13 protein-coding genes and 1 riboswitch are annotated in these 13,327 nt (G+C 51.1%); of the genes, 10 read left to right on the top strand and 3 right to left on the bottom strand.

Annotated elements, in window-relative coordinates:
* The first annotated feature begins 9 nt into the window (after nucleotides 1-9).
* The 8 genes from R50912_RS27485 to R50912_RS27450 all read left to right on the top strand — a co-directional run bounded on the left by R50912_RS27485 (nucleotide 10) and on the right by R50912_RS27450 (nucleotide 8,684).
* Nucleotides 10-1,638: a putative polysaccharide biosynthesis protein gene (locus tag R50912_RS27485; protein WP_042239464.1), complete on the top strand. Its 1,629-nt coding sequence runs from the start codon at nucleotides 10-12 to the stop codon at nucleotides 1,636-1,638.
* 111 nt (nucleotides 1,639-1,749) lie between these two features.
* Nucleotides 1,750-2,094, top strand: coding sequence for a thioredoxin family protein (locus R50912_RS27480; RefSeq protein WP_042239463.1), 345 nt, complete (start codon nucleotides 1,750-1,752; stop codon nucleotides 2,092-2,094).
* 112 nt (nucleotides 2,095-2,206) lie between these two features.
* Nucleotides 2,207-3,139, top strand: coding sequence for a COX15/CtaA family protein (locus R50912_RS27475; protein WP_156123366.1), 933 nt, complete (start codon nucleotides 2,207-2,209; stop codon nucleotides 3,137-3,139).
* A gap of 55 nt (nucleotides 3,140-3,194) precedes the next feature.
* Nucleotides 3,195-4,967, top strand: a complete 1,773-nt coding sequence (locus R50912_RS27470) for a UbiD family decarboxylase (RefSeq protein WP_042239461.1) — start codon at nucleotides 3,195-3,197, stop codon at nucleotides 4,965-4,967.
* A 27-nt stretch (nucleotides 4,968-4,994) separates the two neighbouring features.
* The gene (locus R50912_RS27465; RefSeq protein ID WP_042239460.1) at nucleotides 4,995-5,741 is read left to right on the top strand and encodes a Cthe_2314 family HEPN domain-containing protein; all 747 of its coding nucleotides are present in this window, start codon (nucleotides 4,995-4,997) and stop codon (nucleotides 5,739-5,741) included.
* 91 nt (nucleotides 5,742-5,832) lie between these two features.
* Nucleotides 5,833-5,968: riboswitch (SAM riboswitch) on the top strand.
* 98 nt (nucleotides 5,969-6,066) lie between these two features.
* Nucleotides 6,067-7,083, top strand: coding sequence for a methionine ABC transporter ATP-binding protein (locus R50912_RS27460; RefSeq protein ID WP_042239458.1), 1,017 nt, complete (start codon nucleotides 6,067-6,069; stop codon nucleotides 7,081-7,083).
* Entirely contained in the window at nucleotides 7,083-7,751 is a 669-nt protein-coding gene (locus tag R50912_RS27455) for a methionine ABC transporter permease (RefSeq protein ID WP_042239456.1), read from the top strand. Before R50912_RS27460 ends, R50912_RS27455 begins: the two co-directional genes overlap by 1 nt.
* A 57-nt stretch (nucleotides 7,752-7,808) precedes the next feature.
* The gene (locus R50912_RS27450) at nucleotides 7,809-8,684 is read left to right on the top strand and encodes a MetQ/NlpA family ABC transporter substrate-binding protein (RefSeq protein ID WP_042239454.1); all 876 of its coding nucleotides are present in this window, start codon (nucleotides 7,809-7,811) and stop codon (nucleotides 8,682-8,684) included.
* 218 nt (nucleotides 8,685-8,902) lie between these two features.
* Here R50912_RS27450 and R50912_RS27445 read toward each other — a convergent pair whose 3' ends face one another.
* Complete coding sequence (locus tag R50912_RS27445) at nucleotides 8,903-9,151, bottom strand: NifU family protein (protein WP_039307240.1); 249 nt, start codon at nucleotides 9,149-9,151, stop codon at nucleotides 8,903-8,905.
* An 82-nt stretch (nucleotides 9,152-9,233) separates the two neighbouring features.
* Between R50912_RS27445 and R50912_RS27440 the strand changes: the two genes are divergently transcribed.
* A complete protein-coding gene (locus R50912_RS27440; protein ID WP_042239452.1) occupies nucleotides 9,234-9,488 on the top strand; it encodes a YuzB family protein in 255 nt (84 codons plus the stop codon).
* 16 nt (nucleotides 9,489-9,504) lie between these two features.
* Here the strand turns inward: R50912_RS27440 and R50912_RS27435 are convergent, their stop codons facing one another.
* A complete protein-coding gene (locus R50912_RS27435; RefSeq protein ID WP_042239450.1) occupies nucleotides 9,505-10,566 on the bottom strand; it encodes an NAD(P)/FAD-dependent oxidoreductase in 1,062 nt (353 codons plus the stop codon).
* Between the two features lie 79 nt (nucleotides 10,567-10,645).
* On the bottom strand, nucleotides 10,646-11,752 hold the full coding sequence (gene mqnE / locus R50912_RS27430) for an aminofutalosine synthase MqnE (protein WP_042239448.1): 1,107 nt from the start codon (nucleotides 11,750-11,752) through the stop codon (nucleotides 10,646-10,648).
* 407 nt (nucleotides 11,753-12,159) lie between these two features.
* Here mqnE and R50912_RS27425 point away from each other — a divergent pair, with 407 nt between their 5' ends.
* Nucleotides 12,160-12,519 (top strand): HesB/IscA family protein, encoded by a 360-nt coding sequence (locus R50912_RS27425; protein ID WP_042239447.1) that lies wholly within the window; start codon nucleotides 12,160-12,162, stop codon nucleotides 12,517-12,519.
* Nucleotides 12,520-13,327: the final 808 nt, after the last annotated feature.

The following is a 13,327-nucleotide window of genomic DNA, read 5'->3' as shown; positions in this document are numbered from 1 at the left end:
CGAAACAGCTTGTCCAATAAGAAAGAATCTTTTGTTAAAGGCACGCTTATTCTGGCTGCGGCCGCACTTGTGGCCCGCATCCTTGGACTTGCCCAGCGGGTGCCGCTGGAACATCTATTCAATGATATAGGGAATGCATCCTTTACTCAGGCTAACAATGTGTATCTGCTGCTCCTTCCGCTGGCGACCGCAGGAATACCCAGCACGCTGAGCAAAATGGTATCAGAGCGTTATGCTCTGAACCGTCCGCATGAAGCACAGCAGGTATACCGTGCCGCCCTTATCTTTGCAGCTGTTGTAGGTGTTGTAATGAGTACAATACTGTACATAGCCGCTCCGTATTATGCGGAGTACACCAAAGTTCCTGAGAGTACGCTGGCCATCCGGGCGATTGCCCCGGCGCTGCTGCTGTTCCCCGCAATCGCGATGATGCGCGGTTATTTCCAGGGGCGCAATAATATGATGGCCGGAGGTATCTCACAGATTATTGAGCAGATTGCCCGGGTATCGACGGCAATTCTGCTGGCTTTTATTCTGCTGCGCCAAGGCTACAGCAACACATGGATGGCTGCAGGCGCTTCTTTCGGCAGTGTGCTCGGGAGTGTCGGCGCTTTCGGTGTTATGCTGTATTACGCGATGAAGATGCGCCGCAGCGAGGAGCAGATTGCTCTTTATGAATCGAATGAGGCACGCCTTCCGTTACTTGGAATATATAAAGATATTTTCAAACTGTCCATTCCAATTGTATTATCTTCGATCACAGTACCTGTTGTGAACTTTATCGATACTTCCTTTATTGTACCGCTGCTCAGCGGCCGGATCGGAATGGAGGAAGCTACCCGGGCCCTGGGGATATTCGGCAGCCGTGCACAGAGTATAGCGGGTATCCCGCCGGTGTTGTCTATCGCGCTTAGTACGTCGCTCATTCCGATTATTTCAGCGGCGTACGCCCGCAAAGATGAACAGCATCTGAAACGCCAGGTTACCCTGGCTATGCGTATTTCCATTCTTACCGGCACACCAATTGTACTCTCTCTCGTTGTGGCGGCATATTCAGTCAATGGACTGATCTTCAGCAGTCTGGACGGCAGCGGGATTGTAGCGATGCTGACGCTGGGGACTATTTTTCAAATCACTATGATGACTACGAACTCTATTCTGCTTGGGATGGGTAAGTCGCGGATTTCGATGTATTACGTGCTTATCGGGATTATCGTGAAGTTCGCTTCCAACTTCCTGTTCAGCCAGCTATTCGGCATCTATGGCATCATCGGCTCTACGGCCCTGTGCTTCATTGTCATTACGCTGCTTAATCTGCGGATGCTCAAAAAGATCATTCCCTTCGAAATTCTCGGCAAACGCTGGGGCGGATTCTCAATCGCTGTACTCGCATCGGCCGGGATCGGCTATGGCCTCAATGAAGCGGGGATTATGCTGACTCATCTGATGCCGGCAAGACTGGCATTCCTGATTACATGTCTGGTGGTTGGAACTGCCGTGGTTATCATTTATCTGGTACTGTTGATTGTTCTGGGCGTACTGAGCAGCCAGGAAATCGCAGGTTACCCGCGTCCGCTGCGCAAACTGCTGAATCCTCTAATGAAGCTGCAGCCGGCGCATGTGCGTGCAAACGAATAAAGCTGTGATCATTGTCTTATTTTGTCTTTTTTATTTGACTTATTCCGTACATTTTGCTTCACTTAGAGAAGAGTCATGGGTAACGGTTAAATGAGAAAGGATGGTTAATAGATGGACAAAATTAGTTCTCCTGCTGAGTTTCAGGTGTCAATACAATCTCCGCGCTTAACGGTGGCGGTATTCAAGGCGGATTGGTGCTCGGATTGCAAATTCATGGATCCGTTTATGCCGGATGTGGAACTGAAATATAGTGACCGCCTCACACTCGTTGAAGTGGATGTCGATGCCGTAGGCGACGTCAGCCAGGAACAGAATATTCTGGGCATTCCGAGCTTTGTCGCGTATACCGATGGACGGGAACTGGTCAGATTCGTGAATAAGCTTCGTAAGTCCCGTGAGGAAATTGAGAATTTCCTGAATACGGCGCTGGATGTATACCTTAGCATCCACAAGTAATGAAGCAGCACCGCTTTCGCCCTACCCGAGCAGAAGCGGTGTTTTTTTTCTAGAATTGTCTGCGGGCGCTATCATTATACTAATTCATTCCTATAAAATGCGGGTGATAACATTGACGACCCTTCAATTAAAATGGCTTAGCTATATAACCTGCCTCGTTATGTTTCTGGCGCTGCTCGGCGGAGCGGTGGTTACTAAGACGGGTTCGGGGCTGGAATGCGGTAATGAATGGCCGCTGTGTCACGGAAAGCTGATTCCGGCTTATACCGTAGGCTCCCTGATTGAATATACCCATCGTCTGTTCAGCGGACTTGCGGGCCTAATGTCACTGGCTTCCATGTTTGCATTCTGGCGTTATGCCCGTAAGCGCAGGGATCTGCTTACCTATGCCTTGTTAACCCTTATATTCGTAGTGGTGCAAGGCGGAATGGGAGCGCTTGCGGTAATCAAGTCGCAGTCTGCTGGAGTGATGGCTTTACATATGGGATTCTCGCTGATTGCGTTCGCCAGCTCCCTGATGCTTGCGCTTGGAGCAGGGCGGATCTACCTTTCGGGGGAAGAAAATAGCACTGCAGAACCGAAAGTAAGCAGGGGCTTCCGTAACTTAACCTGGTTTACTGCGTTATATTCTTATATGGTCGTGTATATTGGGGCTTATGTAAGCCATACCGATTCGCAGGGGGGCTGTTCAGGCTGGCCGCTGTGCAATGGGGAATGGATTCCGGAGCTGTCTGGCGGGGTGGGCATTGTATTCATACACCGGCTTGCAGCGGCGCTGCTGTTCCTGCTGACTGCTATTCTGGGACATCTGGCTTTCTGGAAATACAAAGAGCTGACGGAGCTGAGGGCTCTGGGTGTTGCCGCAGTACTGCTCTGCCTGATGCAGGTATTCAGTGGAGCTGCTGTGGTTCATACGCTGTATAATGAACGACTGTACATCTTTACCGCGTTGTCGCATATTTTGCTGATTGCCGGCTTGTTTGGGGTTCTATGTTATATGAGTGTCCGTGTCTGGCAGTTAAGCGGAACAGGCAAGAAACGATAAGATTACCGTTAAGGGCATGGGTAAGGTTCGGGCCCGGTTCGAGGAGGAACGTTTAGTGGGATACGGTAATTTGCGACAATGGATCGAACAGCTCCGCAGGGACAAGGATCTTGCCGTGATTGATGCTCCGGTTGATCCGAATCTGGAGCTGGCCGAGATTCACCGCCGGGTAGCCGCTGAGGAAGGCCCGGCGCTGCTGTTTACAAATGTACAAGGAACGCCGTTCCCGGTTGCAACCAATCTGTTCGGTACTGTCCGCCGGGTGAATAAGGCCTTCGGGACCCGCCCGGAGCAGTTAGTGAAATCCATGACGGCAGCTATGGAGACGATGATTCCGCCATCAGCTGCCGGACTTTGGAGAGAAAAGGGCTTGCTGCTTGACCTGATCCGAGCAGGAACCAAAAATATACCGCAAGGTGAAGCACCGGTACTAGGCATCTGCCGCAGCAGTAATCCGCTACAGGAATTGCCCCGAATTACCAGCTGGCCTAAGGATGGAGGGCCGTTCATCACCCTTCCTGTGGTCTATACAGAGAGTATAACCAACCCCAAAGACCATAATCTCGGGATGTACCGGGTCCAGATTTATGATGACAGCACCACCGGCATTCATTGGCAAATCCATAAAGGAGGGGGCTTCCATCACCGTCAGGCTGAGCTGCTGGGGGAGACGATTCCGGTCTCTGTCTTTATCGGCGGGCCGCCTGCCCTGATTGCGGCCGCTGTTGCCCCGGTGTCAGAGCGCCTTCCGGAATTGATGCTGGCATCCCTTATGCAGGGCGGGAAGCTTCCTATGGTGCAGGACCCCCTAGGCGGTCACCGTATTCCATCAGAAGCCGAATTCTCCATCCGCGGGCGGGTGTCTCCGTTTGAGCGTAGACCGGAAGGCCCGTATGGCAGTCAATCCGGCTATTATTCGCTGCAGCATGATTTTCCCGTAATGCATGTGCAGCGGATGTGGCACCGCAAGGATGCGATTTTTCCGGCCACGATTACCGGCAAACCCCGACAGGAGGATTATTATCTGAAGGATTATCTGCAGCGGCTGCTGGCTCCGGCCTATCCGTTAATGATGCCTTCTGTAAAAGCACTGTGGGCGTACTCGGAATCCGGCTCGAACGCCTTGGCGTCTGCGGTGATGAGAGAGAGCTATCCGCGTGAGGGACTGGCTTCGGCCTTCCGTATCCTGGGGGAAGGCCAGCTCTCTTTAACGAAATTCCTGCTCCTGACGAATGAAGCGGTTGAGCTTACGGATTTCCCCAAACTGCTGGAAACCGTGCTTGAACGCTTTAATCCGGCATCAGATCTGGTGATCTTCGCTAACACCTCCATGGATACCCTTGACTATACCGGCCGCAAGCTGAATCATGGCAGTAAGGCTGTGATGATGGGCACCGGCAACCCGGTGCGTGAACTGCCCAGAACCTATACGGAGGGTCACCTTCCAGCAATCACCGACGCCGTGCCCTATTGCGGCGGATGTTTAGCCGTTTCCGGAGCATCCTATATAGAAGACCCTGAGCTTCCCGTCAGGCTGGCCGCTTCCTTCCAGGAGAAGGGCACAGCCTGGCCGCTGATTGTTCTGGTGGACGATGCTGCAGAAGCGGTGCGCACACAAACGTCCTTCCTGTGGACAGTGTTCAGCCGGTTTAATCCGGCGGATGATATTTATGCGGAGACCCATGTATTGCGTAACGCAATCAGCTATTCGCTGCCTATTGTAATAGATGCCCGGATGAAGCCGGGATACCCGGAGGAGCTGGTTCCTCATGAGGACACGGTTGAACTGGTGAACCGGAACTGGAACCGTTATTTCCCTCATTTTTAGATCTTAAGTATTCTGAGGAGGACAAATATGCTGCGGACATTACTGGGAGAGCCGCCCCGCGAGAATAGCGGGGTACTGGCCGAAGCCATGGACAACATGGCGAAGGTCGCCTCCATACTGCGCAAGGAGATGAACGCACATGAAGACCGTGACCATGAATACCGCAAGCTGGAAATATGGACACGCGGTCTGATCTCATCGCTGGACGAGCTGGAACAGAGCTGGTTCGCCGCCGCCTTTTACCGGAGGTCGGTAGTTGCCGGTTATATGGATGATATGTCGCCCACGGAGCAGGGGGAGTACGCCAGGTATGTGTATTTTTATAAGGACGGCTTCATCCGGGTGTTCTCCCTGCTGGACAAGCTGGGTACGGTCCTGAACAGTCTGTATGATCTGAATACAGGGAAAGTCAAAGCACATTTCTCATACTTCACTGTGCTTCGCCAATTTCAGCTGCTTCAGGCGCACAACCCGCTGGCCAATGAGCTGGAGAGGATCAGGAACTCTTACCGCGAACCGATAGAGAATCTGCGCAAACGGCGCAATGCCGAGATTCACTACATGAACGCTGAGATGACGGATGATCTCTGGCAGCGCCATCAGGGGCTGCATGACAAAATCCAACTGGAGGATCTTGACAGCCATCTGGAGGATTTGAAGCAGAGCCTGGAGATGGTGTGCAAATCTTTGTCGGCTGCCTTCAGGTACAGCAATGAGCAGTGGCACAAGAATAAAGCTGCATCCAGCAAGCGTTCAGAGCACGTACAGCCGTAAAAACTTACCTTTGACAAAGAACCGGAAACTTAATATACTTATGCAAGTATTTACTTCTAACATGAAACGGCATATATAACTTCATACTATAATCTTATCGAGAGCGGCGGAGGGATAGGCCCGATGAAGCCCGGCAACCGATTTGTCACAGCATAACTGCTGTTCTGCAAATGTCATGGTGCTAATTCCTACAATGCCGCTGAGTTTGCGGTCTTGGCAGATGAGACGGCATTGTTTACTTCACACACATGGCCTCTTCCGATCTGCACGGATCGTAAGAGGTCTTTTTTGTTATAAATTGCAGGGAAGAAGGAGGACGGGGCGATTGATAGAGCTGAAAGATTTAACGAAAGTATACGGTAAAGGAAGCAAGGCCGCGACGGCGCTTTCCGGACTAAGCCTGTCGATTAAGAAGGGGGAGATATTCGGTGTAATCGGCCACTCCGGTGCCGGCAAAAGCACGCTGATCCGCTGCATTAATCTGCTGGAGCGTCCGAGCGAGGGTGAAGTATGGGTAGATGGGGTGGAGTTGACGGCACTCAGCCAAGGACAGCTGCAGGAGCAGCGGCGCAAGATCGGGATGATCTTTCAGCATTTCAATCTGCTCTCCTCGGCAACTGTATATAACAATATCGCCTTTCCGCTGCGGCTGGCCGGAACCTCCAAGACGGAGATTGAGCGGAAGGTTCGGGATCTGCTGGCTCTAGTCGGACTTGAGGAGCACCGGAACAAATATCCGGCTCAGCTGTCCGGAGGCCAGAAACAGCGGGTCGGGATCGCCCGTGCTCTGGCGAGCGATCCTGATGTTCTGCTATGCGATGAAGCGACTTCAGCGCTGGACCCGCAGACAACGGATTCAATTCTGCGCCTGCTGCTGGATATTAACCGGAAATTTCACTTGACCATTGTGCTAATTACGCATGAGATGCATGTCATTCAGAGCATTTGTGACCGGGTGGCTGTCATTCATGGGGGTGGGATTGTGGAGCAGGGCGACGTTTCCCAGGTTTTTCTGAAACCAAGGCATGAGGTTACGAAAGAATTCATCCGCAGTGAAACTCAGGCAGACGGACCGCTGCGGCAAGCGATTGATGCTGTACATGCCGGATATACTAAGGCGGTCAAAATTACTTTTCTTGGGCAAAAGACGTACGAATCGACCCTTTCGCATGTGGCGCAGGGAACCGGAGTTAATTTCGCCATTCTCCAGGGAACCATTTCTACTATTAAGGATGTCCCTTATGGTCAGCTGATTGTGCGGTTTGAAGGGCCATCCGGTGCCGTGGAAGCAACACTTACCGAACTTGCGGCTCAAGGCCTTGATGTGGAGGTGATTTCTTAATGGGCGGACTGGATTTTAGCGCGATTAACTGGGAAGAAATGCTTGATGCCACGGTTGCAACAATGAAAATGTTAGCTTTTTCAGGAATATTCACAATTATCCTTGGTTTACCGCTCGGCATTGTGTTATATTTATGGGGCAGATCTAATAACACTATTATCAGGGCTGTTTACTCGGTATTATCGTTCGTCGTAAATATTCTGCGTTCAGTTCCCTTTATTATTCTGATGGTTGCCCTGATTCCGTTCAGCAAGTCGATTATGGGTACCTCGATAGGTGTACTTGGAACGATTCCGGCGCTGGTGATTGGCGCGGCTCCATTCTTCGCCAGACTGGTAGAGACCGCACTGCGGGAGGTTGACCGGGGGATCATCGAAGCGGCGCAGGGTATGGGAGCATCCACGCAGCAGATCGTTATGCGCGTATTGCTGCCGGAGGCCCGTCCGGGCCTGCTGGCCGGAGTAACCATAACCGTTGTTACGCTTGTCTCTTATACCGCAATGTCAGGGATGATAGGCGGCGGGGGTCTGGGTGACCTGGCGATCCGCTACGGCTATTACCGTTATGAGAAGGAAGTCATGATTATCTCGGTGGCCCTGATGGTCATTCTGGTGCAGCTGCTGCAAATGGCAGGCGACCGGCTGGTAAGACATTTTACACGGAAATAAGGTACGTCCATATAGCCTTATTCATACAAAACATACGGATTAGAGGGGGATTTACAAATGAAAAAAGTACTGCTCACATTCTTCAGCCTGACCATGATATTGGTGCTCGCGGCTTGCGGCAACAATAACACTGCGAATAATGCGGCAAACTCTGCGGCTACAACGGCGCCAACGGAAGCTGCTGCAGAACCGTCCACTGAACCTGCTGCAGAACCGGTAACCCTGGTCATTGGAGCTTCTCCTGTACCGCATGCGGAAATTCTGAAAGCTATTGCCCCGCTGCTTGAAGCACAAGGCATTACGCTTGAGATCAAAGAATTCACGGATTATGTCCTTCCGAATACACAGCTTGCCGAGAAGGGGCTGGATGCGAACTTCTTCCAGCACAAGCCTTACCTGGATGACCAGAATGCCAAGAACGGCACGGAGCTTGTATCTGTAACCGCGGTTCATGTTGAACCTTTCGGCGCTTACTCTAAGAAGATCAAATCGATCGACGAACTGGCTGATGGTGCCAAGGTTGCCATCCCGAATGATGCTACTAACGGCGGACGCGCATTGATCCTGCTGGCCAAGAATGGCCTGATTACACTGAAGGATGACACGAATATCGCTTCCACCAAAGCCGATATCACCGAGAACCCTAAGAAGCTTGAAATCATTGAGCTGGATGCAGCGATGCTGCCACGTCAGCTGGACGAAGTAGATCTGGCGCTGATCAACACCAACTTCGCGCTGGAAGCGGGTCTGGTTCCAACGAAGGATGCTTTGTTCATCGAAGGAACGGATTCCCCTTATGCCAACCTGCTGGTAGCCCGTCCGGACAACAAAGATTCCGATGCGATCCAGAAGCTGGCTGCAGCCCTGAACTCTGCAGAAGCCAAAGCCTTCATCGATGAGAAATATGAAGGTGCAATTATCCCTGCATTCTAAGCTTGAATCTTAGCTGAATATCTAATAAGTGAAGACCAGAGGATGCCCGTAAGCCAGAAATGGCTGCGGAGCAGCTTCTGGTCTTTTTGCAAGCCGTATAGCAGAAACTGTTAATACATCTATTATCTGCCTAGAGGTTGAACCCACATGAGAAATCCTCTATAATAAAAAAAATCCCGGCCTTCTCATCGGAGGCCGGGATGATCTATGATACGGGATTAGAATACTTGAATAACTTCTTCCACGCCTTCTACTTCTTCAACAAGAGCGCGTTCGATCCCGGCTTTCAGCGTGATCGTGGAGCTTGGGCAACTGCCGCAGGCACCCATAAGCTTCAACTTAACGATGCCGTCTTCTACATCGATCAGTTCGACGTCACCGCCATCGCGCTGCAGGAACGGACGAAGTTTATCGAGCACTTCCAATACTTCATCGTACATGGTTGCACTTTGTACATTCTCACTCATTTCTCAATCACTCCTTTCGTATGTTTATTATAGTACAAAAAGTTAAAAAATAAAATGGTTAGCGCAGAATAGGGAGATTATCATGAGACCAATTATAGAATTTTGTGCCAGTAATATCGGACAGGGTACAGAAAAGCTCAAAAATAAGCTGGAGCAAAACCCCGAATACGATGTGGTGGAGTACGGCTGTCTGAACAACTGCGGACAATGTTATCTGCAGCCCTTCGCCATGGTCGACGGGGAGATTATTGAAGCCGAATCCGCCGACGGACTTGAAGAGGCGATTGAAGCAGCCATTAAAGAGGCTGAGGCATGGGATAGCCTTGAGATCGATTAAACCGCAGCCGTTTGTCCTACCCGAAATGACGCTTAGACATCCAGAGAACGCCGCTTTTGAGCAGGCGTGGAACACGGCCCATGACGGAGCGGCGGCCCATCAGGCCAAAGCCGGCATTTTTACCCAGTGAGCCGAGAGTGCCCTTAAGCTTGATCTTATGCAGCTTCGGGGTCTCACCACGCCATAGGGCCTGAATAATCTGTGCGACCTGTTCTCCTTGTGCACCTGCCGCCTGTGCGCTCGGTGCGAAGGGGAGACTGGCGCAATCTCCAATCACGTACACCTCCGGATAGTCGGCCACATTGTAATAATCGCCCACAATGATCCGTCCTCCACGGTCTTTGGGGAGTTCAAGCTGTTGGACCACCTGCACCGGCTGAATGCCGGCAGTCCAGACCGTAACATCAGCAGGAATTGCCTGGGTGCCATTGAAGATGGCATCCTTTTCTACATGGGAGACGGATACCCGTCCCATGGTCTCCACATGATGCTCATTGAACCACTCCTCCACATACTGTGACAGCTTGGCCGGGAAAGAAGACAATACCCGTTCCCCGCGGTCCAGAATGGAGATGTTCAGATCAGGCCGGCTCTCCCGCAGTTCTGAGGCAATCTCAACGCCGCTCAGTCCTCCGCCTACAATGTTGACCGTTCCGTAAGGCTTCACATCGTTCAGCCGGCGGTAGGTTTCGCGGGTCCCGGCAAAGCTCTGAATACTGCAGGCATAGTGCTCGGCTCCGGGGATGTTATGGAAATTATCGGTGCAGCCGAGCGCTATCGCCAGAATATCATAAGATATCGGCTCCCCGGTATCGAGGAATATCACCCGGCTCTCCAAATCGATGGAGCCCACCTGACCATAGCGGATCGTTAAGCGGGGATGAACCGGGAATTGAATCCGCAGATGATAATCCGTTACAGTTCCTGCGGCCAGTGCATAATATTCCGTCTTGATTCCCTGATACGGCATCCGGTCAACCAGGACGATTTCCACATCATGGGGGAGATGGTTGTTAAGAAGTTGCTGAATGAGGGCAAGACCGCCGTAGCCGCCGCCCAGGACAAGTAGAGTTCTCATGCGAACCGATCTTCCTTTCAGGTATGGTGCGAGATGGGCAAGGCAGTTCCGCAGGGGTATAGGCTGATGCGGTTAGTTGTTACTCGTATACTTTAATCTCGTTGTAGAAAGTATCCCGTTCAACCGGAATCCGACCGGCCCCTTTGACGAGCCAAATCAGCTCTTCACGTGTCAGACCTTCCGGGGTCAATGCGCCCGCGGCATGGCTGATCCGTTCTTTGAGAATCGTGCCATGCACATCTGAAGCTCCGAAGCTGAGGGCGACCTGGGTCAGCTGTGCCCCGATATTAATGAAGTAGGCTTTGATATGGTCAAAGTTGTCCAGCATCAGACGGCTTACTGCAATCGTCTTAAGATCCTCATAAGCAGAGTTCCGGCGCATAATGCCTGCATTCTTATTCTTAGGCTGCATGGAGAGCGGTATGAACACCATGAATCCGCCCGTTTCGTCCTGCAGGTCGCGGATTTGCAGCATATGGCGGATGCGGTCCTCGCGGGACTCAATGGAGCCGTACAGCATAGTCGTATGTGTTCTCATACCTATATTATGAGCAGTGCGGTGAACCTCCAGATATTCCTCGACATTGGCTTTGTCCACACGCATTTTTTTGCGGTACTGGTCGGATAGAATCTCCGCCCCTCCCCCGGTAAGTGTCTTCAGTCCGGCGGCGCGCAGCTGCTCCAGCACTTCACGGATGCTAAGGCCGCTGATGCGGGTGAAGAAGTCGATCTCTGCTGCGGTGTAGGCCTTGAGAGTGACGTCAGGGAAGTGCTCGTTCAAGGCCCGAAGCGAATCAACATAGTACTGGAAGGGCACGTTATCATTATGGCCTCCGACAATGTGGAACTCGCGTACGCCGGGATGGATATGCTGCTGCACATATTGCACCATTTCCTCGCCGGAAAGGGTATAAGCGCCGTCTTCTCCCTCATCCTTGCGGAAATTGCAGAATGCGCAGCGGGATTCGCAGACATTGGTGAAATATAGACTCATGTTTTCGATAAAATATACTTTATTCCCGTTTTTTCGCTGGTTAACCTCATTGGCTAATTGCCCAATCGTTAATAAATCATTGCTCTCATATAAATAAACGCCATCTTCCAAATTTAATCTTTCTCCGCCGCGGACCTTCTCAATGATGTTCGCCATCCGGGCATCCATGTGGGGTGTTATAAGGGTAGACATATGATTTCCTCCTGAAGGTTGGCGAGGCAGTTGCATCGCAGAATCGTGTGAATTGGGGTCAGAGACAACCTCGTGACAAATTTCCGAATTTTTACGTATATCGCTTTTCCTATTATAAACCTCTCCCGGAGGGTGAGCAACCGCCGAAAAACGCAGGCCATACGGTAGAAATTGCATCTTTGCGGAGTGCTTACGACTTGAGGGCAGAGGAATAGTGGAGTATACTTGATTTTATATAAGCAGTAAAATGATTTTCATCATATTGTTTTACCTTATATTACTCGTATTTTGCTCATTCCTTAAGGCCTGAAGGCTGGTTGATAAAAAAGCTTAAGCTTCCAAAGCGAGTTTCGTACGAAGTAATGCAAGGAAGCAGAAGCTAACAAAACTTTGGGGAGGTTAAAGTAATGATTAACATAAGTGAAACAGCAGCTGGCCAATTGAAGACCATGCTTGCTGAGCAGGAAATACCTAATATGTTTCTCCGTCTGGGCGTAACACCCGGAGGCTGCAGCGGTTTCTCTTACGCTATGGGCTTCGATGATAACGAAAGCGACCAGGATGTGTATATGGACATTGAGGGTCTAAAGGTGGTCGTAAGCAAAGACGATATCCGCTACCTCGACGGTCTGGAGATCGACTTCGAGGAATCCGGCATGACCGGAGGCTTCACCATCAACAACCCGAATGCCAGCGCTACCTGTGGATGTGGTTCATCCTTCCGCACGAAGGAAGAAGCAGGGAATCCGGCGGCGGAGCCTTGCTAAACGTCGCTGCATCAACGTTTTTACAACGCTGATCTGTACGGCAGCCGATGCGCCAGCCACCCGCGAACATGTTTGGAATTGCGGATTGAGCGGTGAAATTGAACGTTAATGACCCCGAAGGCCCGGAGTTAACAACCCGGAAAATGCCGTTTGTGGGTTGTGGATTACGACCTCTACCACGTTATTAGTCGCGGACTAATGCGTATTGGAGGTCGTTTTTGTAACGTTAAATAAACGTACGCGGCGCGTTCCCAACGGAGCCCGCACGCTAAAGGAGTTTCCGAAGAAAATCAGCGGTCGGGCTATCCGATACAACGCCAACATACTGTTGCGGACGCTTAAGGGAAAAACCGAATACAATGTGCTGGCGCGAAGCTCATCGGGCCCAATGTATGCGAAAAACCACACACAATAGACTGGGGAACATTCATACTCCTCATGACTAACGCGGGAAGCCGTCAGAAAGCAGGCGGAGGGAGAAAAGTGAGGTATCGCTTAAGAGAGGCATAAGGCACCAACATCGTTCACCCGTCAGGGTGATTTATATTTGGCCCCGGGCGAGGGTACAAGCAAGCTCCTGTAATCATTGCAGGGGCTTTTTTTTATGCTCCAGGCACTCCTCCTGAGCACCCGAAATTGTCAGATTAGTGACTATATCCTATTCTCTCATAAAACATACTTGACTAGTGGGTATAATGGGATTATAGTATGAAAAAAGCTTGCTAAACAAAGAAAGATTTCCACAGAAATCTTTCATTTCATCCCGCATGGATCACATCAAACTGATCACTCCACACCGATCACCTAT

The sequence above is a fragment of the Paenibacillus sp. FSL R5-0912 genome, assembly GCF_000758605.1.
Taxonomy (GTDB): Bacteria; Bacillota; Bacilli; order Paenibacillales; family Paenibacillaceae; genus Paenibacillus_AQ.
The sequence above is the reverse complement of the archived record's forward strand: the minus strand, read 5'-3'. Positions and strand labels throughout refer to the sequence as shown.

Bases quoted from the DNA above. Each gene is read 5' to 3' on its own strand.
- R50912_RS27480 (WP_042239463.1), top strand. From the start codon at position 1,750: ATGGACAAAATTAGTTCTCCTGCTGAGTTTCAGGTGTCAATACAATCT.
- R50912_RS27465 (WP_042239460.1), top strand. From the start codon at position 4,995: ATGCTGCGGACATTACTGGGAGAGCCGCCCCGCGAGAATAGCGGGGTA.
- R50912_RS27455 (WP_042239456.1), top strand. From the start codon at position 7,083: ATGGGCGGACTGGATTTTAGCGCGATTAACTGGGAAGAAATGCTTGAT.
- R50912_RS27450 (WP_042239454.1), top strand. From the start codon at position 7,809: ATGAAAAAAGTACTGCTCACATTCTTCAGCCTGACCATGATATTGGTG.
- R50912_RS27445 (WP_039307240.1), bottom strand. From the start codon at position 9,151: ATGAGTGAGAATGTACAAAGTGCAACCATGTACGATGAAGTATTGGAA.
- R50912_RS27440 (WP_042239452.1), top strand. From the start codon at position 9,234: ATGAGACCAATTATAGAATTTTGTGCCAGTAATATCGGACAGGGTACA.
- R50912_RS27435 (WP_042239450.1), bottom strand. From the start codon at position 10,566: ATGAGAACTCTACTTGTCCTGGGCGGCGGCTACGGCGGTCTTGCCCTC.
- mqnE (WP_042239448.1), bottom strand. From the start codon at position 11,752: ATGTCTACCCTTATAACACCCCACATGGATGCCCGGATGGCGAACATC.
- R50912_RS27425 (WP_042239447.1), top strand. From the start codon at position 12,160: ATGATTAACATAAGTGAAACAGCAGCTGGCCAATTGAAGACCATGCTT.